Origin of the sequence: Pseudoxanthomonas dokdonensis (assembly GCF_001431405.1) — a bacterium.
GTDB lineage: Bacteria > Pseudomonadota > Gammaproteobacteria > Xanthomonadales > Xanthomonadaceae > Pseudoxanthomonas_A > Pseudoxanthomonas_A dokdonensis.
The window spans coordinates 107932-130646 of sequence record NZ_LDJL01000005.1 but is presented as its reverse complement, the minus strand read 5'-3'; the positions used below and the strand labels follow the sequence as shown (position 1 = coordinate 130646).

General features: G+C 61.9%; 20 protein-coding genes. 4 read left to right on the top strand and 16 right to left on the bottom strand.

All coding sequences use genetic code 11. The features are described from left to right. Positions 1-95: 95 nt before the first annotated feature. The 16 genes from ABB29_RS05750 to ABB29_RS05675 form a co-directional block, all read right to left on the bottom strand. Positions 96-560, bottom strand: a complete 465-nt coding sequence (locus tag ABB29_RS05750) for a DoxX family protein (protein ID WP_057657782.1) — start codon at positions 558-560, stop codon at positions 96-98. A gap of 77 nt (positions 561-637) precedes the next feature. Next, complete coding sequence (locus ABB29_RS05745) at positions 638-1294, bottom strand: hydrolase (protein WP_057657657.1); 657 nt, start codon at positions 1292-1294, stop codon at positions 638-640. Between the two features lie 155 nt (positions 1295-1449). After that, positions 1450-2361 carry an alpha/beta fold hydrolase gene (locus ABB29_RS05740; protein WP_083487529.1) on the bottom strand — a complete coding sequence of 304 codons (912 nt, stop codon included), beginning with the start codon at positions 2359-2361 and terminating at the stop codon, positions 1450-1452. Positions 2362-2481: 120 nt separating this feature from the next. Further along, on the bottom strand, positions 2482-3531 hold the full coding sequence (locus ABB29_RS05735) for an SMP-30/gluconolactonase/LRE family protein (protein WP_157062519.1): 1050 nt from the start codon (positions 3529-3531) through the stop codon (positions 2482-2484). A 92-nt stretch (positions 3532-3623) separates the two neighbouring features. Next, positions 3624-5078, bottom strand: a complete 1455-nt coding sequence (locus ABB29_RS05730) for a catalase (RefSeq protein ID WP_057657654.1) — start codon at positions 5076-5078, stop codon at positions 3624-3626. 171 nt (positions 5079-5249) lie between these two features. Then, the gene (locus ABB29_RS05725) at positions 5250-8186 is read right to left on the bottom strand and encodes a sensor histidine kinase (RefSeq protein WP_170185849.1); all 2937 of its coding nucleotides are present in this window, start codon (positions 8184-8186) and stop codon (positions 5250-5252) included. A 1047-nt stretch (positions 8187-9233) separates the two neighbouring features. Then, positions 9234-10037 carry an SseB family protein gene (locus tag ABB29_RS05720; RefSeq protein ID WP_057657652.1) on the bottom strand — a complete coding sequence of 268 codons (804 nt, stop codon included), beginning with the start codon at positions 10035-10037 and terminating at the stop codon, positions 9234-9236. A gap of 3 nt (positions 10038-10040) precedes the next feature. Next, positions 10041-10313 (bottom strand): BPSL0761 family protein, encoded by a 273-nt coding sequence (locus tag ABB29_RS05715; protein WP_057657651.1) that lies wholly within the window; start codon positions 10311-10313, stop codon positions 10041-10043. A gap of 152 nt (positions 10314-10465) precedes the next feature. Next, a complete protein-coding gene (locus ABB29_RS05710; RefSeq protein ID WP_157062518.1) occupies positions 10466-11218 on the bottom strand; it encodes a hypothetical protein in 753 nt (250 codons plus the stop codon). A 50-nt stretch (positions 11219-11268) separates the two neighbouring features. Next, the gene (locus ABB29_RS05705) at positions 11269-11910 is read right to left on the bottom strand and encodes a DUF6988 family protein (protein ID WP_211260686.1); all 642 of its coding nucleotides are present in this window, start codon (positions 11908-11910) and stop codon (positions 11269-11271) included. Further along, on the bottom strand, positions 11907-12380 hold the full coding sequence (locus ABB29_RS05700) for a hypothetical protein (protein WP_057657649.1): 474 nt from the start codon (positions 12378-12380) through the stop codon (positions 11907-11909). Before ABB29_RS05700 ends, ABB29_RS05705 begins: the two co-directional genes overlap by 4 nt. Further along, entirely contained in the window at positions 12377-13027 is a 651-nt protein-coding gene (gene hxsA / locus ABB29_RS16795; RefSeq protein WP_083487527.1) for a His-Xaa-Ser repeat protein HxsA, read from the bottom strand. Before hxsA ends, ABB29_RS05700 begins: the two co-directional genes overlap by 4 nt. Further along, a complete protein-coding gene (gene hxsC, locus ABB29_RS05690; protein ID WP_057657648.1) occupies positions 13027-14202 on the bottom strand; it encodes a His-Xaa-Ser system radical SAM maturase HxsC in 1176 nt (391 codons plus the stop codon). The genes hxsA and hxsC overlap by 1 nt, the downstream gene beginning before the upstream one ends. Then, a complete protein-coding gene (gene hxsB, locus ABB29_RS05685; protein ID WP_057657647.1) occupies positions 14202-15698 on the bottom strand; it encodes a His-Xaa-Ser system radical SAM maturase HxsB in 1497 nt (498 codons plus the stop codon). The genes hxsC and hxsB overlap by 1 nt, the downstream gene beginning before the upstream one ends. Further along, positions 15695-15997, bottom strand: a complete 303-nt coding sequence (locus ABB29_RS05680; RefSeq protein WP_057657646.1) for a hypothetical protein — start codon at positions 15995-15997, stop codon at positions 15695-15697. Before ABB29_RS05680 ends, hxsB begins: the two co-directional genes overlap by 4 nt. Before the next feature lie 172 nt (positions 15998-16169). After that, complete coding sequence (locus tag ABB29_RS05675) at positions 16170-17108, bottom strand: DNA-binding protein (protein ID WP_057657645.1); 939 nt, start codon at positions 17106-17108, stop codon at positions 16170-16172. Positions 17109-17210: 102 nt separating this feature from the next. Here ABB29_RS05675 and ABB29_RS05670 point away from each other — a divergent pair, with 102 nt between their 5' ends. The 4 genes from ABB29_RS05670 (at position 17211) to ABB29_RS05655 (ending at position 22713) form a co-directional block, all read left to right on the top strand. Beyond that, complete coding sequence (locus ABB29_RS05670; RefSeq protein WP_057657644.1) at positions 17211-18305, top strand: site-specific integrase; 1095 nt, start codon at positions 17211-17213, stop codon at positions 18303-18305. 213 nt (positions 18306-18518) lie between these two features. After that, positions 18519-19976, top strand: coding sequence for an SEC-C metal-binding domain-containing protein (locus ABB29_RS05665; RefSeq protein ID WP_057657643.1), 1458 nt, complete (start codon positions 18519-18521; stop codon positions 19974-19976). 40 nt (positions 19977-20016) lie between these two features. After that, positions 20017-21396, top strand: coding sequence for a hypothetical protein (locus ABB29_RS05660; protein WP_083487523.1), 1380 nt, complete (start codon positions 20017-20019; stop codon positions 21394-21396). Positions 21397-21621: 225 nt separating this feature from the next. Further along, entirely contained in the window at positions 21622-22713 is a 1092-nt protein-coding gene (locus tag ABB29_RS05655; RefSeq protein WP_057657641.1) for an AAA family ATPase, read from the top strand. The last annotated feature ends 2 nt before the right edge of the window (positions 22714-22715 follow it).

The window sequence follows — 22715 nt, the reverse complement described above, 5'->3', positions numbered from 1 at the left end:
AAGGGGTGCCGCCGGTAGCACGCAGGGTCCATGCAGCGGCCATGCCAGCTGCGCCCATGGCCACCACGCGACGCCGGCCAGGGTCATGCTGGGCTTCAGTCACAGCAGGGATCCTCGTATCCCGGCAGGCGGTATCGGCGGATGATATGAACGTCCAGCGCAAAACGCCCGCCGCCAGTCAGCATCAGTGCGAACAGGATGGCTGCCCAGAACAGCGGATACTCGGCGCCATGATGGTTCCAGAACCAACCCGCTGATACTGAAAGGGTCGCGGTCACGGCGATGAACGCCATCGCCAGCAGTGCGCTCAGGCGCGTCCATGCGCCCAGCAGCACCAGTGCACCCAACGTGGTCTGCAGTACGGCCAGCAGCAACGCGACCGGCGCCGAGGAGGGCAGGTCGAAGGCCTGCAGTTCACTGGCAAACCCCGCCAGGCCCGGGCCGCCGAACCAACCCAGCAACTTGGCCAGCCCGTGGGGCAGCATGAAGCCACCGGCGACGATGCGCTGTACCAGCAACGCTACGTCCAGCAGCAGTTGGGCGTCGGCTGGGACAGGCACGGCCACACCTTCAGCGGCAACCGACCGCGAAGCGGTTTTGTGCGTGGATGCCGGGTGCGAGCTGGACATGGCGGTGCCTAATGGCCGCCTTCCTGGCCGTCGAACATGGCTTTTGCATACTGGATGCCGATGCCATAGCCGCCAGCCTTGTCACGGGCGATGCCGGTGGTCAACGCATAGGTCACGCCACGGGCCCAGTCGCGTTGCAGTTCGAGCAGATACTGCAGGCTGGTCATCGGTTCTGCACCGGCTTGAATCATGCGCTGCATCGCCCGTTCATGGGCCTCGTCGGATACATCGCCGCAGGCATCGGAGATGACGTAGACATCGAAGCCCTGTTCCAACGCCGACAACACCGGACCGACAATGCAGACGCTGGTCCACAGACCGGCAACCACCAACCGCGATTTGCCGATGGCATTGACGGCTGCAATGACCTGCTCGTCTTCCCAGGCATTCATCGTGGTCCGATCAATGGCCGCGGCCTCGTCGAATTCCGCGCTTATTTCCGGGAACAATGGACCGGAAAAACTCTTCGAGGCGACCGTGGTGACGATGGTGGCGACCGAAAATCCTACCGCTGTCCGGGCCAGAAGCGAAACGTTGTTGCGCAGCGCGCCGACATCAATCGAGCGCAACGGAAATGCCATCTGTGATTGGTGGTCGATCAGAATGAGGGTGTGGTCGTCCGGACAGAGCAGTCTGCTGGCGGCGGCGACTTTGGCAACGGTCATGGCGTTTCCTCGGGGGACACGATGGGGAGACAGGATTGCTTGCAGCTCATGGTGATGGGATTGGAATGGCGGCGGCACCCTGAAAAGCCGTGAGCGCCCACCCCTCGATCAGGTGAGGCCAGCCATGCCTGGCCGATCCATACTGGCGCGCGCGCTCAGGCATGCGGGCGCGCCAGGAACGCGGCGACATGCGCTGCCACCCGCTCTGGATGCTGGTGCTGTGGCGCATGGCCGGTTTGCGAATAGAAGACGAACTCCGCGTCGCGCAACTGTCCTATCAGCGGAAACCAGTTCTGGCCAGCGGTGCTGATGTCATGATCACCGGCGATGACCAGCAGGGGGATGTTCACCTGAGCCAAGCGGCCACGGCGCCCCTCATGGTCTGCGTGGTAGCCCTGGGCAGCAGTGAAATAGCGTTGAAGCAGCTCAGCGCTGGCAGGGATTCTGTCGACAACGCCGGGGCGCGCATAAATCCTGTCGTGTGATTGTCGTGCGCGCTGGCGACTGAGGCTGGAGGCTGGCTCGAAGAACAGCACTTCCTCGTCCGCCAGGTCATTGACCGGCTTGGTCGCCCGCTGCAGGAACTCGGGCTGCAACGGCACCTCCACCGGTCCCGGCGGATTGGTGGCGAGCAGGACCACATGGCTCGGCCGCTGCGGATAGTCCAGCAGGTAAGCCTGTGCGGCAAGACCGCCCCAGGACCAGCCCAGCAATGCAAACTGCGCCAGGCGCAGCGCGTCGGCAAGCGCGTCAATGAAAGCCGCGACCTGTGACATGTCGTCGGGCAACGTCCCGTCGGAATAGCCGATGCCGGGAAAGTCGAACGTCACCACCCTGTGCTGGCGCGCCAGCTCATCCAGGAACAACGGATCCCAGGTATCGAGGGTGCCTCGCAAGCGGTTGGCCAGCAGCAGTGGCCGTCCCTGGCCTGTGCTGCGATAGGCGATGCGATCATTGCCGACCTGCACATATTGCGTTGACGAATCCACCGAGCGGGTAGCGGTGGCGACTTCGTTCGCATTGATGGAGACAAGCGACTGCGACAACCAGGTTGGCATGAGTTTCATCACGGTAATCCTCCAGTGGTCTTGCTTTTCCACGTTGCAATCAACACGTGCAGCCGCCATTGCCGGAGCGCCGTACACCTGGGGGCATTCAGGCCTTCAAGCTGGCTCTGGCGAGGGCGTCTATCTGAGCATGGGCAGTTCGAACTGCATCAGGTTCCACCGCGTGACGTCTTCTTCCCACTCGTCACCGCTGGCTTCGGTAAGGGGAAGCGCAAGATTGGCAACGATCATGCGGTTGCCCTGGACCGCTGAAGCAGCGGGAAACAACAGGCCACGCGGTGAGCCATCCTCGGCAATACCGAGGAACGCACCGGCGCGAATCCTTTCGCGGCCGTGCTCGTCCAGCCCAATCACCGCGTCGTCCTGGTTGGCCGAGACCCACAGCAATCCATCGTGGAATAACAGGCCGTCGGCGCCATGGATGCTTTCAGCAAGGACGTGCAGCGGGCCCCCCGAGGGTGCCATCCACAACACGCGTCCATCGCCTGCGTTGTTGACATACAGCCTGCTTTCGTCGGCATTGAACGCGAGCCCATTGGCGCCGAATGGCAACGAGCCGGTCGTGGCCAGCAGGCCGTCGCGAGTCAAAACCTCGACCCGGCATGGTTTGCACGCAGCAGCATCGGCGATTCTGTAAATGGCGCCCTGGAACGAATCGGAGACAAACAGGTTGCCGGAACGGTCGAAGACCATGCCGTTGATGGCTGCAAATCCGGCGGAACCGAAATTCACCGTGTCCTGGCTACCGTCGGGGTTGTTGATGTGCCGTTGCGGCGGTGCGGATGGTGACAATGCCTGGAAGCTGGCCAGTTCCTCCACCAGCGAGTCTGCCGTGAAATCGGCCCGCATGCGCTGCAGTCGAGAGCTGCCAAAGTTGAGGAAGTAAACGTGGCCATCGTGGAGCGACACGCCGGTAATCGGCGTGTCGCCGAGGGACTTGGCCGCCAGCAACGTGCCCTCGGCCGACAATCGCAGCATCATGTTGTTGCGGCTGGCCTCCGGTATCCGGGCGTCGAAGGAACCGACATAGATCTGCCCAGTGGTCGGATCCACCGCCAGGCTCTCGGGATGGCGGAAGCCCTCCGGCAGGTTGCTCAACAGTTGGACCGGAACACGCAGCGGGGCGCTTTGCGCAACCACGTCTGGCGGCAGGCAGGCCAAACCGATCAACAGTGCGTGCAACAGGTGACGTGTCATGGCTATCCTTCTTTCGCGTGTAGGACTTGCTCGCTGGCAAGCCACTGGTGGAACGGGTGCGAACGTCAAGCCGGCTCGGGATGTGGCAATTCCAGTCCCAACGCCTGCGCCAGGCTTTCGCCGTAACGGGGGTCAGCAAGCCAGCAATTCCGCGCATGGCGCAACTTGACCTCAATCGGGGCATCGGCAAGCGCACGCACGGTATTCAAGATCAGGCGCTCACGTTGTTCCGGCTGCAGCGACCGGTATAACTCCCCGGGCTGCTGGTAATGGTCGTCATCGATGCGGTGATCCCAATGCGCCGCATCGCCATGCAAGGGCAGGGGCGGTTCCGCCCGCTCCTGGCTGTCGTCCCACTCGCCGTGGCTGTTGGGGAAATAGCTGAGGGTGCGCCCTAGGTTGCCGTCGGTACGCATGGCGCCGTCGCGGTGGTAGCTATGGAACGGGCACTGCGGCGCGTTGACCGGAATATGGTTGAAATTCACCCCCAGCCGATACCGTTGTGCGTCTCCATACGAGAACAGCCGCGCCTGCAGCATCCGGTCGGGTGAGAAACCAATGCCGGGAACGACGTTGGCAGGTGAAAATGCCGCTTGTTCGACTTCTGCGAAATAGTTTTCCGGGTTGCGGTCCAACTCCAGCACGCCGACCTCAAGCAACGGATAATCGGCCTTGGGCCAGACTTTGGTGACGTCGAATGGGTTGTGCGGATGGCGGGCGGCCTGTGCTTCCGTCATGATCTGGACATGCAGCGTCCAGCGCGGAAAATCGCCACGCTCGATCGCATAGAACAAGTCGCGATGGTGGCTTTCCCGATCGACGCCAATCAGTGCTGCTGCCTGTGCGTCGTCCAGGTTCTCGATACCCTGGACACAACGCAGGTGGAATTTGACCCAGACCCGCTCGTCCTGCGCATTGACCAGGCTGAAGGTATGACTGCCGAAGCCATGCATGTGCCGATAACTGCGCGGAATGCCGCGGTCGCTCATCAGTATCGTGACCTGGTGCAGCGCTTCGGGAAGCAATGTCCAGAAGTCCCAGTTGCTGGTGGCGCTGCGAAGGCCGGTACGCGGATCCCGCTTGACCGCATGATTGAGATCCGGGAAACGCAGCGGATCCCGGAAGAAGAACACCGGCGTGTTGTTGCCGACCAGGTCCCAGTTGCCTTGCTCGCTGTAGAACTTGACCGCGAAGCCGCGGATGTCACGCTCGGCATCGGCCGCGCCTCGCTCGCCAGCCACCGTCGAGAATCGAACGAACACTGGTGTCCTGCGACCGATTTCAGCAAACAGGTGGGCGCAGGTGTAGCGACTGATGTCGTGGGTCACGGTGAAGCTGCCATAGGCGCCCGAGCCTTTGGCGTGCATTCGTCGTTCGGGAATCACTTCGCGATCGAAGTGCGCCAGCTTCTCCAGCAGCCAGATATCCTGCAGCAGCGCAGGCCCGCGTGCGCCCGCGGTCAGCGTGTTGAGGTTGTCTACGACAGGAGCGCCGTTGGCGTGACTGAGGCGTTTGTTCATGGCGTTTGGCCAAACGGGGACGTAGCTGCATCATCGTCCATGCACCAGGCGACCGCCGTGCCTCATCGGGAGGTGAGGTGATTCCCCCATGCGGGGGAGGGCCGTTGCAACCGCGCCTTGACGGCGCCACCAAAGCGCCATGTCATCGCCGCGCCGGCGGTCAACCCGGCGCTATCGCCAAGGCCTTGATTGAGCCTGCTCGGAGCGTCGCCCAGGCCAATGCCATAGACCCGGTCGACTGCGACGATAGACATAGCGTCCAGGCACCACCAGCTCGACAATGGTGCCGCCTTCGGCGGCGGCCCGTATCGTCAGTCGTCCACCAATCCGCTGTGCGCGTTCGCGCATGCCAAGACACCCGAAATGGCCGTCACTGCGGTCAGCGGCCGCATCCAATCCAGTGCCGTCATCGCGGATCGACATCGTCAACCCCTGTTCGCGGTAGTCCAGAAGCAACCACACGTTGCATGCATTCGCGTGTTTGACCACGTTGCGCAGTGCTTCCTCGGCGATGCGCTGCATTTCTTCGGTCGCCGTGTCAGTGATGGGTTGACGCTTGCCTTCGAAGGACAAGTGCAACACCAGCGGCCGTGCTTCGACTACCTGGCTGGCGATGCCCTGTAAGGCTTCCGGCAGGTCGTCGCCCATCCGCGGATTACGCAGATCCTGGACACGATCGCGTCCTGTCTTGAGCGCCTCGTCCGCCCGGTCCAGGGCTTTGGTGAGGTCAGCGCGCATGCCTGCATCGACGGGCAGCTTGTTGACGGTGCCTTGGAAACGTAGCGTCAGCGCCTGGAACTCCTGCAGCAGCGTGTCATGCAGCTCGCGGGCGATACGCGCACGCTCGGCGACCTGACCGTCGAAACGATCCCGCAAGCGCGCCGTGGCGTGCCGCAGCCTGAGCAGGTAGAAGCCCCACAATATCAGCGCCACTGCCGTCACCATCATTGCCTTGAACCACATCGACTGGACGAAGGTGGGCGGCAGCTTGAAGTCAAACGTTGCGCCTTCCTGGTTCCAGACGCCATCGTTGTTCGCTGCGATCACATGAAAGCGATAGTCGCCGGGCCGCAGATTGGTATAGAACGCCTGGCGCCGGCTGCCTGCTTCGATCCAATCCTGATCAACGCCTTCCAGCCGATACCGGAAGCGGACCCGCTTGGGCACGCTAAGGCTCAATGCCGTGTAGTCGATCTCAAGCCGCGACACGCCAGCCGGCAATGTTGCCGACACCGGGTCACGGAGTCGTTGCGAACCGTATGCCACGCCGACAATCCTGACCGGTGGCGGCAGCGGGTTGCGGCTGATGCGTGTCGGATCTATCCGCACGATGCCGTCCGTGGTCATGAACCAGAGCGCGCCGTCGCCGCCGGCCACGGCATTGCGCGCATAGCCCGGTGCCGCGGGTGCCTGCAGGCCATCTTCGAAATCCAGAATTTCGACAGGCAGCTCCGGGGCAGGGTGGTCGAAGCCCCGCAGGAAATCCGCTCGCGGCACTCGAACTATACTGGCGCGTGACAACAGATAAAGGTAACCATCAGCGGTTTCAGCGATGCCGGTGATGCCCTTCAACCAGCTTTGCGGACTTCTGAATGGCGTGATCGTGTCATTACGAAGCCTGGCGATGCCGCCGAGGCTGGCGATGATCACGTCATCGCCCATCCGGTGCAGCAGGGTTACCTCGCCGCCTGGAATAGCTTTCTGCGGCCACAGCAGCTGCACCGCAGGCGGATCGATCCGTGCGACGCCACGTGCTCGTATGTAGGCCAACAAGCCATCTCCAGGCCCGGCCAGCATGGCTGATATCCGTTGCGGACCGTCGCTGCCGTCGGGCAGGCTGTCCTTCCATTCTTCGCGGCTGTACTGGATCAAGCCACCACTGTAGCGACTGAACAACATCCGGCCATCGGAAGTCACCACGCAATCCAGTACCGAACGGGGTTTTGCGGGTGTCTCAACGGCTTGGAACCGGCCCTGGACGCCGCGGAAGAGTTGGCTTCGGGTCTTCAACCAGGCGGTGCCGGTCGCGTCTTCGCACATGGCCTGCGGGTTATCCAGCCCGTCGAGTACGCGGATGGCATCGCCACCGGGGGGGGCGCGGAAAAGGCTGTCCGAATCCGCCACGTAGACACTGCCGTCGCGCGCACTCATCAGCACATAGCCGAATCGAGAGTGGGGCGGTATTCCGCCCGCAGGCTGGACAGCCGCGGACCGGAAGCGATCCAGGCCAGCACTCGTCCCTATCCAGATATTGCCTTCGCGGTCTTCCAGGACAGCTTGGGCCCGGTCGGAGCTCAGCCCGTCGCGGGTGGTATAGCTTTCTTCTATGGGCTGCTGCCCGCCGTACAGGCTACCCGGCTGGGCGATGCGGTAGATCCCGGCCGCGTAGGTAACCCCCCACAGGGCACCATCCCGATCGAACAAGGCGGCACGATAGGAGTGGCCGCCGACCGCGGGAGCTATCGTCGCTGGAACGTCGGGCGCGCGTTCGTTGGCCGGGTAAGCGGGCAAGCGCCACGTGCCGATCATTGCGCTGGACAACCACACACGCCCATGGGGATCGGTGGCCACGGCAAAATTATCGGCCGAGTGTTCGAGGGCCCTGACATCGACGTTGCGGAAGTGCCGTTGTCCTGGCGGCAGATAGGCGACGCTTTTCTCTTTGCCCAGCCACAAGCCGCCTTCACCATCTTCGGCGATCGACGACGCGTAGTTGCTGTCGAACCCCCAGGGCGTTCCGATATCCTGCCATCGGCCATCCTGGTAGCGCATGAGCGGATGCTTGATATTGCCGGTCATGGTCCACACCGCGCCGCTGCGATCCTGGTGGAACCGGTGTATCCAGCGATCACTGTACGGTGGCGTGCGTTCCAGCAGCCTGCCATTGCGCAGGACCGCCACGCGTCCCGACTGGTATCCAATCCACAGGTCACCGTTGCGTGATGCCATCAACGCGGATACCGGCTCGTCGCCAGCGCCGGTTACTGCCAGCGGTTCAAAGCGGATACCGTCGAATCGGTGCAAGCCCGCATCGCTGCCAATCCACAGGAAACCATCGGGGGTCTGCGCCAGCGCATAGATTCCCAGCGGCACCCCATCGTCGGCCATCCAGCGGCTGTGTTTGAGCTGGGTGATGCTGGCAGCAGGGTCCAGCGCGCAGGCCGGCAAGGCGACTGCGATCAGACCCAATATGCTCAACAGGATCGTTGACAGACAACGCAACATGCCGCCCTCCGCGGGCCCGGACAATTCGATGGATAGTTGGGCATCCCCATGAGCCCGGCGTATATGCTAGCGCGTCCGGGCAACGACATGCGGGGGCGAAACGGGAGTAGGGCTGGGTCTGTTTGCCGAGCAAGTGGGACCAGCCATTCTCCATGCGCTGGAAACGTCGTCCCTCGATGCAGCGCTGACCTTCTCCCAGGGGCGCCGGGCGTGCAGGGTGCTTTGCTGGGTACACAGGCTGCTGTTGAATGGCTGCAACAGGTGCCTGGACATTGTGCCCGAGTAGCTTCATGTTCTTGTTTAGCTGTTCGCTCGCCGCCCGCGCTTCGTATCGGGCATAGATGCCCAACGCGATGCTATGCGCCAGCAAGGCTAGGAATACGCCCAAGGCGACCTATTACCAGGGATTCGTACTCTCTCTGGATTCGGTATCGAGCGATAGTGTCCGGTGACGAAAGCGGACATTGGTCAGACCCGGCGATCCAGTCGCCCGATTTGACGAGGAGTGTTTGAACATGCCTCGGCACCGTTGGCTGGGCAAGGCACGGGTCCTGGCCGCATCCGCGGTCGTTGATAGCAGTTTAATGGGTCGGTTTTCGGTAACAACCATGCCAACGGGTATGACGGTCGCTCTGGCATCGCCAGACTTTAACATAATAGACATTATGCGAAATAGCGTAATGGACACGGAGGCGTCGATACGGCCGGCGGATGCCGCCTGTCTACCGCGGATAATTCCGTCGCGGCCAGGTAGATCCTGCTTGTTTGGGCGCGGCAAATTCCGTCGCCGAATCAACACAGGTCGAAGTTTGCGTATGTGGTCAGACGATACGCAGAAGTTTCCGATGCTAGTTCGACAGTACACGGACGCCCCGCGGAAATTCGAGGCTACGCCAGCCTTGCTAACCGGCGTCGGCGTCAGCCATGCCCTCACGGATCCCTTGTTTCCTTTCCCCTTCCGGTAGCTCGGGAATCCGCGCCAACTGTTCTGGTGAACACCGGTACGAACTCGGGGTCTTCCAAGGGTGCGGGCAATGGCTTTGTCATGTCGTGAATTGTTAGGTCGATGATGCAGTCTAAGTCCCGACACAGAGGTTGGATCGCGGTCATGACCAGTCTGGCAGCCCGTTCAGCATGGACCATGTCGGCCACAAGCCAGATGAGTAATCCTGGTTGCTGACTGCCCGTGGCTGATGGGGCCGTCTCCAAAACATAGGCCGCCGACACGAAACTGGCCTGCTGGAGGCTCGCTGAGATCGCGGGACCGAGCCAGCCTGGCGCACTGCGCGCAGGCCTCACATCCATTGCGGACGTCGGGAGCTTTTCTACTCTGGCCAAGAACCCGGTTTCCAGTAGTGTCGCGACTTCTTCCGGGTATAGGACGGAGCCACCGTCATTGGGGTTGAACATGAGGGTGGCGCCACGTGTGCCAGCCAAAAGGTCCCGACCCATCACCGCCAGTATCTTCACGGCCGAAGAGCTTGCCAACTGCGCCTTGGCGAGTGAAAGGAAGAACGGGATGGCATCAAACCCGTCGGGATGGCGGAACTGGACGAGCCTGGGTGTTTTGGAGTCGTCCGATACCGGTGCGTGCACATAGACGGGGGCATCCAGCAGTCGTCGGAAGAACGCCTGCTCTTCCTCGTAGCTTTCGCGGGCGCGCTCCAGAGCGGCTTCCAGGTCTGCTTCTGCCGAAGCCGTTCCACCTGCTTGTGGGCGGATAGGTCGTTTCAAAGTTCAAATCCGGTGGGGGCCCAAGGGATAGCTGCGAAACCAGTCTGCCTCAATTTTGCTCGCCAGATACGGGCGTACGAAGGCCGACTTGGTCAGCTCCTGCAGCCGCTCTTCGTGCTCCGCGATGGCCTCGATGTCGCTGACCGTCGGATAGTGCCGAAGCAGTCGATACGCCTCTTCCCTAACCGCTTTAGGCACCGCCTTGTTGGCAGCTAGTTCTTTCAGAAACGCACCCGCTTGGAGCGCGTTCCGTGTTCGCTCGCTGGGCATGGTCATGCGACTGCCTGATCTATGACTAAGGAATACTTAGCTTACAAGCTTGCGGTAACGACTGTGGATGTGGCTGCCAGGTCAATTGCTTTTGAGTGAAATATATAGTAATATCAATAACTTACTTCGCATAACATTCCTTATGTACGGAGTCGGTGTCAGGGGTCTGCCTGCGCTGACGGTATTGTGTGCTTCACCTGTACGGTCATAGGAGTTCGGTATGCGATCCGCCGGTCTTTGGGTACCAGTGTGGTGAGTCGAGCCTGAGGGCTGTAAAGCACGTTCGTGCTCCCTACCTGCCCCACATACAGTGCGGGCGCTGGAACGTCTGCACCAATTTCGCTTAGTGCAAGATCAACGTGCAGCCCTTTTTCCACACTCGTGAGCGTGGTGACTTCGCTCTTGCCGTAGTACGTGACAGCGCACGGTATGTAGGCTAACAGCAGTGCAAAGACAAGAACCAAGCTTGGTTCCGGGAGCCAGCGTTTGAGCCATTTACTTTGCGCTAGCACTAAGACGGTAAAGAAGTTCAGGCCCAAGCCCAGAAGAATCCAGTGCAGCGGGTTGCCAATGACTAATAGCCAGACCCAGAGTCCAATGGCTACGATCAAGCTCGCTGCGAATAGAAACGGTAGGTACTTAAGCGATTTCTCGCTCAGGTTCGGTGTCTTCTGGCCAAGCCATAGGCCGATGATGACCCCGAATACAAAGAAGACACCGAGCAATGTAAGGCTTCCGATTGCCGTACCCAACAGCTCAGCCGCACTGGCATGTTGATAGGGATTGATGCCGACCTTGCTCCAGAAGGCGAACAAGTAGAACGCCGCGATGGCAAAACCGTACGGCGCAGACAACATGGCGATGAATTTCGCCAATGAGCTTGCTGAAATCGGGATCCGTTCGTCGGTCACACTCTTCCCCCCCCTTCCCCTTCCCCGTCTGGCGTTCGGGCCCTCTGCATCTAGACAGGGTCAGGAAGCACGCTTGAGAAGCAAACACTAGCGGCCATGATCTCTTTTTGGATGCCAGGTACACCTGTCAGTGTCCCCAAGTGGTTGTAGGCCAGGTAGCAGAAGCCGTTTGAAATCCTAAACGTCTGCTCCATCAATTTTGGCGGGGACCCGAATCGTATTCGATGTATGGCGTGAATCCCGGCGTGTACAAAAGAATTGAGTGGTTGCCAGGCGCAGTCTCTGAACTCTCTTAGTGCCGCGGTCACGCCAAAAAGGTTAGGTCGCTTTTCCAGCTCGCTCAGCATCTCACTTGCCTGCGGGATGTTCTTCGCTCCCTGTTGTGTCTCCATCGACAGATCGGTCTGGTTGAGACGTGCCACTTGATTGTCGGTGGCGCAGTGGAAAGCCCACACACTTCTTGTCAGCGCCTCGAACTGGGAACGCAGGCAGGTACTTGCCCCGAGTAACTGACCACTGACGCATAGCAGTCTGACGGAGAAGGCAAAGTCAAGGGAGGCGTCGGCCAGTACGACGCTCAATCCGAGTCTTTCGGAGTCATCATAAAAAGGGTGATCAATTACCTGCTCAAGCACGTCGAACAACTCGTGCGCCCTGTCGACATCGATCGTGATCTCTTCGCTTGTGTTCATTCCTCTTCCCAGTCCGGCTCGTCAGCGTACTGCGCATCTTCAGCCGCACGCTCAGCCTCAGCTTGCGCGGACTCATCGGCCAATTGCTGACGATCCTCCACGAACGCTTCGCATCCCTCTACAAATGATTGTGAGTTTCCGCCACAGTCGGAGCCATCACTTAAATCGTTCTCCTGCGCCCAGACAAATCCTGCCTCGTGACCAGAGCAGTCCTGCGTGCAAACATAGTTCCCGCTGTCTTCTACGTCATAGGCATCTACCCGCATCGCATCGGCAGAGGTTCCATCACTGTTGGCGCCGTAGTCGTCATAGACAGATTGCCGTGCAGCGTCTCCAGCGTCTTCCGAATGCAACTCAATATCGTCGCTCGGCTCTGAGTAGCGCCCTCCTCCACTCGGTCCGCCGCATGCAACCAGATTGGTCGCCAGCATTGCCACGATAAGTACTTCGACGTATGAAGCTCGAATCATGGCGAAAGGGCGACTCCCAAGGCGTTCAAAGTGGGCGTAGTCATGGTACCCGTCGCTGGCAGGCCGTGGGCTGTTTGAAAAGAGGCCAAAGCGGCCTTCGTTTGCATCCCCATCACCCCATCTATCGCGCCCGGATCATAGCCGCGCGCGTAGAGAGCTGCTTGCACGCGCATGATCATGAGTTGCAGCTGGTCGGAACTAGGGCGCGGAGTGAGATTCTGCTTGGATCGCTGTACCGGTTCGAGCGTCAGAGGTTGTGAGTTCGAACCGGAGCTTGATCCCGAAGACGTGGTGCTGCTGTCGTTGTACGAAGATCGCGGTGCCGGTTGATACGTAGCCGGTGGCGGTGGCGGTGGCGGTGGAGGCGGCGGAGTATAGGTTGGGGCTCGGTATGACCCGCCACTGCCCGAATAGTGAGAACTGTGCGACCGATGAGAGCTATGCGAGCGGTGTGAGCTATGTGAGCGGTGACGCGCGTACATGTTGAACTGCTCGTGGTTCAGTGGCGCGGTTAGCGTCGTCGTGAACTTGCTCTCGTTGAGGACTAAGTCCATAAGGCCACTGGCCTGCCAGCCCTGGTCAGCCAAGCCGCCTAGAGGGCTTGCGCCATTGATAATGGCGGTTGCGACTGCAAGGGTCTTGCTCATCAGGCTGGCTCTCGTTGATTGATCGGTGCGATGCCGCGGCTCAACCAGTCCGGCGTCACCCAGGAAAAGAACCCCCCGCATCGATCACGAACCTGACAAGGTGCGCATTCGGGACGGTAGTTCTGTTTCCAATGCGAAATGCTTTGTCGCGAGAACGGCCATAGGCGTGGCGGCAGCGTACAAAGCGGCAAGTTGTAGAGCGAGACGGCAATGTTGCGCGAGCTCAGAAAGTCTACGGCCCCTTCCAACGCATCGGTTATGTCCATGGGATCCATCCAGAGCGCTTCCCGGTGGGCCTTGGCGAAGCCGATGGGCTCCACGCCCATGAGGGCAACATGTTCCACAAATGGCAGGTTGCGATAAATGTAGCGCGCGATCGCCTCAAGGCGGTGCACCACGTCCTTGACGAGCACAACTCGTATCTCGACCCGCTGCTTTGCTTGCTCAAGGGCGTATAACCCGCGAAGTGTTTGAGCGAAGGCCCCCTGGCGCTGGACGATGTAGTCATGCAGCATCGAAGTATCCCCATAGAGCGGAATGCCCCAGGTCAGCGATTCGTGCAAGCCGGTGAACCGTGCGGCATACGTGCCATCCCCCGCCAACCGCCCGTTCGAGAGGACATGGACGTGCGTCTGGGGCAGCGCGGCGTGGCAATGCGCAATCACGTCAACCAGGCCTTCTCCCAGGAGCATCGGCTCGCCTCCACTGATGGCGATCGATGGCTCGTCTTTGTCGATCAGTTCAATCAAGGCATGGAGTTGTTCGACCCTCCATAGATCATCCACTGCGCGCGGTGGCTGAGAGCACATCAGGCAATAGCTGTTGCACTGTTCGGTCGCAAACAGCACGTTCCCGTTGTCGCCGCGGCGATAGCGCAGTGCGACACGCCCAGACGACGGCTGGAGTTCTAGAACATCGCCTGGCGATGCCCAGTTTTCATCCGCCTCATATCGCACCCAAGGTCGACCTATGGGCGCCTGATTGGCGTGGTCCACCAGAAAGCCCGCCCAGGGCAGGCTGAATAGTGTATCCGTCTCACGCAGGCTCAGCGTACGCACATCCAGCAACATCTGCTCCAGCGGATAAGCTCCGCCCGCAAACTCCTTCAGGTCAGCCACTTTGAAGTGACCGTAGTCCATGCCATGGAACTCCGCCTTGGCTTGCTGTGGGCGCATCAGTGCACAGGCTCAAGAGCAGGGGCGATCTGTCTGGCTCCGATCGCCCACCCTTCCAAGATGCGCCGCTCGGTAGAACTCGCCTGCTCCATGCGTTCCAGCAACAGGTCGAACAAGCCCATTTGCTTGGTACAGAAGTCCGAGCTGGGTCGATGTCCGATGACATCACCTTGGCGCGCGAAATGGTCTACAGGATCGGCGCCGCACAGGGGGACGTACGCACAATCGGAGCAGCCTGGCAGCGCCTCTGCCACGCCACCGGCCTGAAGTTCTTGCATGGCCGGCGAGGTCAACCACTCATGCACGGACTGATCCAGGGTGCCCAAGCAGAACCTGTCTTCCCCTTGGGCAGCGAGCATGCGGGCCTCATCCGAGGGGTAGACCCGTCCATCGTAATCATAGACCACCGCGCCAACGCCCGCGCCCATCGGTGAGCGAAGATCTACATAGCCATGGCTGAAGGGAGTCAGTAGCTGGGTCAGCAGCAGGCTGGCGTGCGTCTCTTCAAGCGCATAGCCGTTCGCGTTCAGCTGGATAATCGCGTCCAGTGCCTTGCGGTAGAAAACTAGGAAGTCACGCATGCTGTATCCAATGCGATGGGCGGTCTTTCTCGCAAAGCCATAGGGACTCAGGGGGCGCAGCGAAATGCTGTGAAATCCTTGGAGGCGATACTCTTCGATGATGGCCTCTGGGGCGGTCAGGCTTTTTGCGGTCAATGTGGTCAGCGCGGACACGCTGTCGTGGCCGAGGACCTGGCGCGCGCGTCCAATGCCGGCAACCGTGCGCTCATAGCTGTCGCGCGAAGGTATCGGACGATTAGCGTTATGCAGCCAGGCGGGGCCGTCGAGTGAGGTTGAGAGCTCGAAATGATGCAGTCCGAAGAAATCCAACTGCGTGTTAGTGACGCCATGAAGCGTAGAGGCAATGACGAAGCGAAGTGCCCTTCCTTCCGTTCGATTGCGCGCTTGGATCAATTCGGTCAGCGCTTTGACTTGCTCAAAGTGTAGTAAGGGCTCGCCGCCTTGGAACTCGATCGTCAATGTCGGCGAGGGCCACTGGAACAGGCGCTCCACCAGTTTTGCGTTGTGCGCCTCACGCATATCGAACTGACGCTGCTGCGTGTCTTGGCGTGAGACTTGGCAATAGCTACATGAATGATGGCATCGCAACGACACCACCACGATATGCAATGCGGGGCCGCCCTCCATGTAACCTTTGCGCGTCCGCAGTTGCGAGAGCAAGGGCGCCAAGGTAAGGGAATCCAGCGGCCCGGCCACGATGTGGCGCGCCTGCAGGTCCTGCATCAAGGCCGAATCGAGGGGTAGCTCGCCTTTCAACAACGAGGCCAGTTCCTCATGGCGACAGGTCAACCAGTCGCCCGCCGCCGAGCTAACAAAGACGCGTGCTGAATCCCAAGGGAGCCGACGAAAGCGCAGCGGCAGCAACTGGTAGGACGCAGGTCCGCCAACGAATGCAGAGGCTGGCTGGAACTTCACAGTCGGTTATCACCTTTGGGTTCGGCACTCTCCAGTGCCTCGCGCATGAGCAGGCGCTGCAGATCGCCGGTGTGTAGTGCCACTTGGGCGCGCAAACGGTCATCACACGCGTCGGTCTGGAACCGCGCTGCCAAGTCGGCCATATCAATGTCAGACGTGCGTGGTCTTAATGTAACCACGTGATTTGCGCCGGCGCTCTTTACGAGCACGTAGAAGTCGCCGGAGTACCGGTATGCCGTCCGCGCAATAACGTCCACGTCGAAAAACATCGCGTCGAGTTCAAGCTCGATGCTATCCATGTCCCCACCCCGTGTGCCCCTAGATGCATTCTGCGCCGCTGATCAGGTCAATTCAAGTCCTACGGGCCCAGACCAATCGGTCCGATAATCCGCTAGTGAATGTGTGTAGGTGAGCTCCACCAGTATGGCTAAGCGACAGCAATTGGAAGGCCGCCATTAGCCTCGAGCAATGCTAAGACGAGCTTTTGCGTCGCCCATGGCCTGCTTTGGCCGTGGGCGGCGCGTTCGCTTTGCGTAGACGCGGCTTGGGTGCCTGCAGCCGCGCCAACGTGGCCTGCAAAGCCGCAGGCAACTCGCCAAACCCAGCCAACTGCTGCTCTAGCGTGTCGGCCCGGCCGCGCTGCACCCCGGCCTCGCGTTGCGCGGCCGCCGAGGCGGCCTGGGCGGCCTCTCGCTCCTGTCGAAGGGCCTCGCTACTGCGTTGCAAGGCTGCCAGCTGGCTGCGCACTCCCTTGGTTTCCTGGCGAGCGCGATCTATCTCGCCATGCGCCCGGTCCTCCAGCGCCCGCAGGTGCTGGGCTTGGGCATCGCGTTCGGCGATCAGACTTTCCTCGCGCTGTGTTGCGCGCTGTTGAGCGGCGTGGAGGTCAGCCTCCAAACGCGCACTGCGTGCCTCCAGGCTCGCGCGTTGCCCGCTCAGGTCTCGGATCTGCTCCTGCTGCAGATCGTTCGCCCGCAGCAGGTCAGCCAGACGCTGCTCGGTGGCCGCCAGTGCCTGGCTCGCTTGGTCTGCGGCGGCTGCCGCGTCGCGTAGCTGCGCCTGCCGCTCCCCTTCCCGGCTCTCTAGGTCACGGCGCTGCGCATCCAGCTGAAGCCGGTCCTGCACCACGCCCTGTTCGGCGTCGTTTCGGGCAATGCCCACCGCCTGCTCCCAGAGCTGCTGCGCCAGCCGACTGACCGGTGCTGGCAACTCCGGTATCGCATGCTGGACGCTATGAGCGAGCAAACGCGGCGCCAGCCCTCGCCACCAAGTCTCCAGCCAACGCGTGACCGTGTTCGGGGAGCCGGTGCCCAGATGCGCGCGGATGCGATCAACGGTGGGCCGTTCGCCGGCGACGACCAATTCATCGGCAGCGGTATGCACGTCGGTTTCGGTGATGCCGCGGGCCATTGTGGGTCTCCTACTTCGAATCGGTGAGGATCCGTGTTGTACTAACGATAAGTGATGATTATCATGGCTACGGACCATTATCCGTAGTAAAACATACATACTATGAAAGATAATCCCGCGATTCCGGGCCTTGCACAACCCGTTGCCGCCCTGACCCTGCCCGTTCAGCTGGCCGAACAGGCCGCCGACGCGGTGCGCGAACTGCTCGCCGAAGCGGCCGCCGCAAACACCACCCGCAGCTACACCAGCGCTCTGCGCTATTGGGCCGGCTGGCACGCGGCGCGCTACGGGATCGAGTTGAGACTGCCGGTGCCCGAGGCCGTCGTCTTGCAGTTCGTGGTCGACCACGTCGTACGTCGCAACGCCGACGGCGAGCTGGCCTGGGAGCTGCCGCCCGCCGTCGACCAGGCGCTGGTCGCGGCGGGCCTGAAGGCGAAGCCCGGCCCCTGGACGCTGTCCACGGTTCGGCACCGGGTGGCGGTGCTGTCCACGGCGCACCGGCTCAAGCAAGTGACCAATCCCTGCGAGCAGCCGGCGATCCGCACCGTGCTCAGCCGGGCCGCCCGGGCCGCAGTCAAACGCGGCGAGCGGCCGCGTAAGAAGACCGCCATCACCTTGGCCGAACTGGAGGCGATGCTGCGCACCTGTGACGACAGCCTGGAAGGCCTGCGCGACCGCGCCCTACTCTGCTTCGGATTCGCCAGCGGCGGACGCCGGCGCAGCGAGATTGCCGCCGCAGACCTGCGCGATCTGCGCCGGCTCAGCGACACGGGCTATATCTATCGCCTCGAGCACAGCAAGACCCAGCAGGCCGGTGTCAGCGCGTCCTCGACGCCGGACAAGCCGGTGCTCGATCGGGCCGCTTTGGCTTTGAAGGACTGGCTCGAAGCGTCCGGGATCACCGAAGGCGCGATCTTCAGGCGGCTATGGAAACAGCGCCTTGGCCCTGCCCTGTCCCCCGCCGCGGTAGGTGAGATAGTGCAGCGGCGGGCGCGCTTGGCCGGGCTGGAGGGGGATTTTGGCGGGCACAGCTTGCGCTCCGGGTTCGTGACGGAGGCGAGTCGCCAAGGCGTGGCGCTGCCGGCGATCATGCAACTGACCGAACACCGTGCGGTAGCCAGCGTGATCGGGTACTTTCAGACGGGCGGAGCCGCGGCTAATCCCGCAGCTCGCTTGCTGGAGGGTTCATTGCCCTGACCGGACTATGGGCGCGGGTAGTTATCACCGAAGGCGGCAGGCGAGGCGTCGCCATTCCCGACTTGATGGCGTTCACCGAGCACCGCTCGGTGGCGCAGGCGATCGGTTACTTCCAGGCCGGCGAGATCACCCACAACCCCGCGGCCCGCTTGCTCGACGGCGATGCAGTGCCCGCCTGCTAGGCTGCATCGTTCCCGTCCAGGAGTGTTTCGCATGGAGGCCGGCCACAAGTCCGCGGGGGTTACTTACACCGAGCGCATGCTCGCGGACTTCTGCGAACGCTCCTTTCTGAAGTTGTGGACCTACCCCAACCCGTATAAGGACGACGGCAAGGAGCTGTGCGACGTCCTAGCGGTGTTTGGTGACCATATCTTTGTCTTCTTCGATCGCGAGAAGGCCTATGCGGAGACCCCCGACGCCGATCCCCTGATCGCCTGGGACCGCTGGAAGCGGCGCGCGATCGATCGCCAGATCATCACGGCCCACGGCGCCGAGCGCTATCTGCGCAGCGGCCGCCCCATTTACCTGGATGCCAAGCAGACCGTGCCGTTCCCGTTGTCGGTCAACCCGGTGGCCACCGTCCACAAGATCGTGGTGGCGCACGGCGCCAAGGACGCTTGCGCGCGCAGCTCCGAGCAGAACATCTACGGCAGCTTGGCCATCACCTACTGCGGTCTGGACAAGGGCTGCGCACCCCGCCGCTTCCACGTCGACCTGGATCGGCAGGATCCGGTGCACCTGTTCGACAGCCACAACCTCCCGATCGTTCTGGGCGAGCTCGATACAATTAGCGACTTCTCGCGCTACCTCGACGAGAAGGTGCGCGCCATCCGACGATTCGACGTGCTGGCCTACTGCGGCGAAGAGGACCTGCTCGGACACTACCTGCTCAACTTCGACCAGGCGACGAACCTGCACAGGATCGGCTCCGACGAGCCGGTCACCGGGGTGATGATCGGCGAAGGCGAATGGCACGGCTTCGTGAGTTCGGCGCTGTACCAGAACACCAAGCGCGAAGACGAGGTCTCCTACTTCTGGGACGAGCTGATCCTGCGCACCTGCCAGAACCTTCTGGACGGCACCCTGGGCGGCAACGCCGATCTGCTTCGCGGCCAGAGCGCCATCGTAGAGATGGTGAAGGAACCTAGGTTCGTGCGACGCGCCCTGTCGAGCAAGATTCGCGATGCCGTCATCAACTTCCCCGACACCGGCGGGTCGACACGTCACGTGTCCCTGATGCCGTCGTTCTTTCCGGAGGTCGGCTACGTCTTCTTCCAGTTGCGCGTGCCCGAGGCGATCCGCGCGCAGCCCGATTATCTCGACAAGAGACGCACGTTGCTCGAGATCGCGTGCGGCGCGGCGCGCAACAAGTTCCCGCAGCTGCATAAGGTGATCGGCATCGGCATGGATGCGCCGAAGTTCGCTGGGGGCACCAACTCCGAAGACTTCATCCTCATGCCCTGCGAGCCATGGCCGGACGACCTTCGCGATCACTACCAGACGCTCAATAGGGATTGGCGCTTTTTCGACACACCGCAGCTTCAACAATACGAACAGACAGTCACCCAGTTTGTTCCGCCGAAGGCGGCTTTCGTCAGGAAAAAGGTCGGGCGCAATGAACCGTGCCCCTGTGGATCAGGCAAGAAGCACAAGAAGTGCCACGGCGCATGATCCGTGCGCCGGCAGCGCTCCCGCCCGGTATCCTTGTGACATGCACCCAATTTCCCTGCCCAGATTCAATGCGTTGGCGGCGTGGTGCCGCTTCGGCCCGACCATGTGGATTCTGGACGAGGTCGCCTGGTTCGAATCGGCCGACGGGCAGCTGCTTGGGGTGATAGTGCGTGACCGCACCGACGGCGACTTCCTCGGCATTTATTTGGCTCAGGATCGCGTCAGGCGGTTCCGCCAGATCAGCCAGACCGACGCCTTCTTCGATACCGCCGAGGCCGCCGCTGCCGCGCTCGTGGCCGGAGCCCCAGCGTTGTTGACCCGCCTTGAGGCCGAACGTGGCCAAGGCGACGAAGGGCCCGCGCCGGTGAATTTCTTCCGGCTCGAGGTGGCGCGCGAGCGCCTGCATCCGAGCTTCGCCACACTCTTGGACAAAGAAGGATTCAGCCCGGCACGCGCCATCGTCGAGGCGATGATGCGCTGGTACGAGGACGTCGATGGCAACTTCATCGAGCAGTTTCAGACCGGTGCCTTCGACGCGCGACTGCTCGAGCTCTATACATACGCAATGCTCGTCGAGAACAGCTTTTTGCTCACGCGCGAGCATGAGGCGCCCGACTTCCTCGCCCGGGATATCCTCGGCACGATCGCGGTGGAAGTCACTAGCGTCAATCCGACCCAGGACAGTCAGGGCAATCTGCAGCCACCACCGGAAATCACGACCGAGGACGAGCGGCTCGCCTACCTCAAGCACTACATCGCAATCAAGTTCGCCGCTGCGCTGAAGAAAAAGCTCCGCAAGGCTTACTGGGACCTGCCGCATGTCGCCGGCAAGCCGTTGGTGTTCGTCATTCAGGACTTCCACGCGCCGGCGGCGATGACATTCGCGCGCGGCGGGCTGATCAACTACCTGTACGCATACGAGCACAATGCGCACCACGACGCGGACGGAAGGCTCGTCGTTGTGGCGACGAAGTTGGAAGAGCATCGTTGGCGCGACAGGAGGGCGGCGTCAGGATTTTTCGATCTGCCTGGGGCCGAGCATGTGAGCGCCGTAATCTTCAATAGCGGCGCGACACTGCCGAAGTTCAACCGGATAGGCTACGTAGCCGGTTTCGGCTCCCGGCGGGTACGGATGATTCGCCACGGCACCGTCTGGAACCCCGACCCAGACGCGGCCGAACCGATCCCGTTCGCAGTGCGCGTCGACGATCCGGACTATGCCGAATCGTGGACCGAAGGCCTGGACGTTTTTCACAACCCACGTGCGGCAATTCCGCTCAACCCGGAGCATTTTCCGGCGGCCGTGCACCATTACCTGCAGGCCGACGGCAACATCAGTTCCGTCCAGGCGGGCGACCTCGTGCAACCGTTGGCCTCCTGGACGCAGATTTTCATTTCTGAGGATGTTGAGGCCCCCTAGCCTCGCTGCCGCGACAGATACTGCTGCGTAATTCGAAGATGCCAGCCGGCAGGAAGCCCCAAGGGCGGCGCCATGAGCCACCAGCGCGTCGTTCGCGCAGCCATAAAGCCATAAACCTAGAGGCCGACTGGCGTGTACGGACGCAGCCCCCCTGCCCGCGAACCCACTTGTGCTGTTGCAAGTTTCTGTGCAACACTATGCAACACGTGCAACATTGGGGCAATCATGACAGCACCATCTTCCGAGGCGGAGTGGTTGGCACTGGTGCGGGAGGGCTGCGCGGGCAACGCCCCGGCCTTCCAACTGCGCCTGAGCCGATTGATCGCACGCTTGCGTCGGGAGAAGTCCGCCTTGGCCCCGCTGCTGGCCAAGGCGCTGACCGAAGCGAACAGCTCCCGTCTCACGCTCGCCCGCGACGCTGCCGCGCAACAGGCCCTAGTCAGCCCGGTCGACCTGGACAGCAACCTAGCCCTGTCCACGGTGCAGTTTCCCGCTTTCGTCGAACACACGCCGGTCTGGCCGCCCGCGGTGGAAGAGTCGCTCGACGGCCTCGTGCGCGAATGGCAGAACGCCGATCGCCTGCGCGAGGCGGGCTTATCGCCATCGGGTACGTTGCTGCTGTCCGGTCCCCCGGGGGTCGGCAAGACCTTGGCCGCAACGTACGTGGCCGAGCAACTGCACTACCCGCTGATCACGCTCAACCTGGCCGCGGCCGTCAACAGTCTGCTTGGCAAGACCGGCGCCAACCTCACTCGCGTGCTCGCCCATGCCAAGGCACAGCCGTGCGTGCTCTTGCTCGACGAGTTTGATGCCTTGGCCAAGCGTCGCGACGACGGCCAAGACGTGGGCGAGCTCAAGCGCGTGGTCAACGTGCTGCTGCAAGCCATCGATGAATGGCCGGGAACCTCGTTGCTGGTGGCCGCGACCAATCACGAGGAGTTGCTTGATCGCGCGGTGTTTCGGCGCTTCGATCTGTGGCTTCGGTTCCCGGAAAGCACGGCGCGCCAGGTGGAGACGCTGCTCTCCAAACTGGGCGCCGGCCACGCCGTAGCTCGGCAGATGGCGCCGGCCCTGGCCGGCAAGCCGCTGTCGGACGCCAGCCGTCTGGTGATGAGGGCGCGCCGTGAAATCGCCTTGGGCGGCGGCGAACTCGACGAGGTGCTGATGCGCTTGGCCCTGCCCGGCGCGACTGATCGGTCCGAACGCGACCGTTTGCTGCAGGTCATGCGCCTGCACGCCGACGGCCTGTCCATGCGCGCCATCGCCAAGCAGGTCGGGGTGAGCGCCGCCACCGTCTCGCGCTGGTTGAACAAATAGGA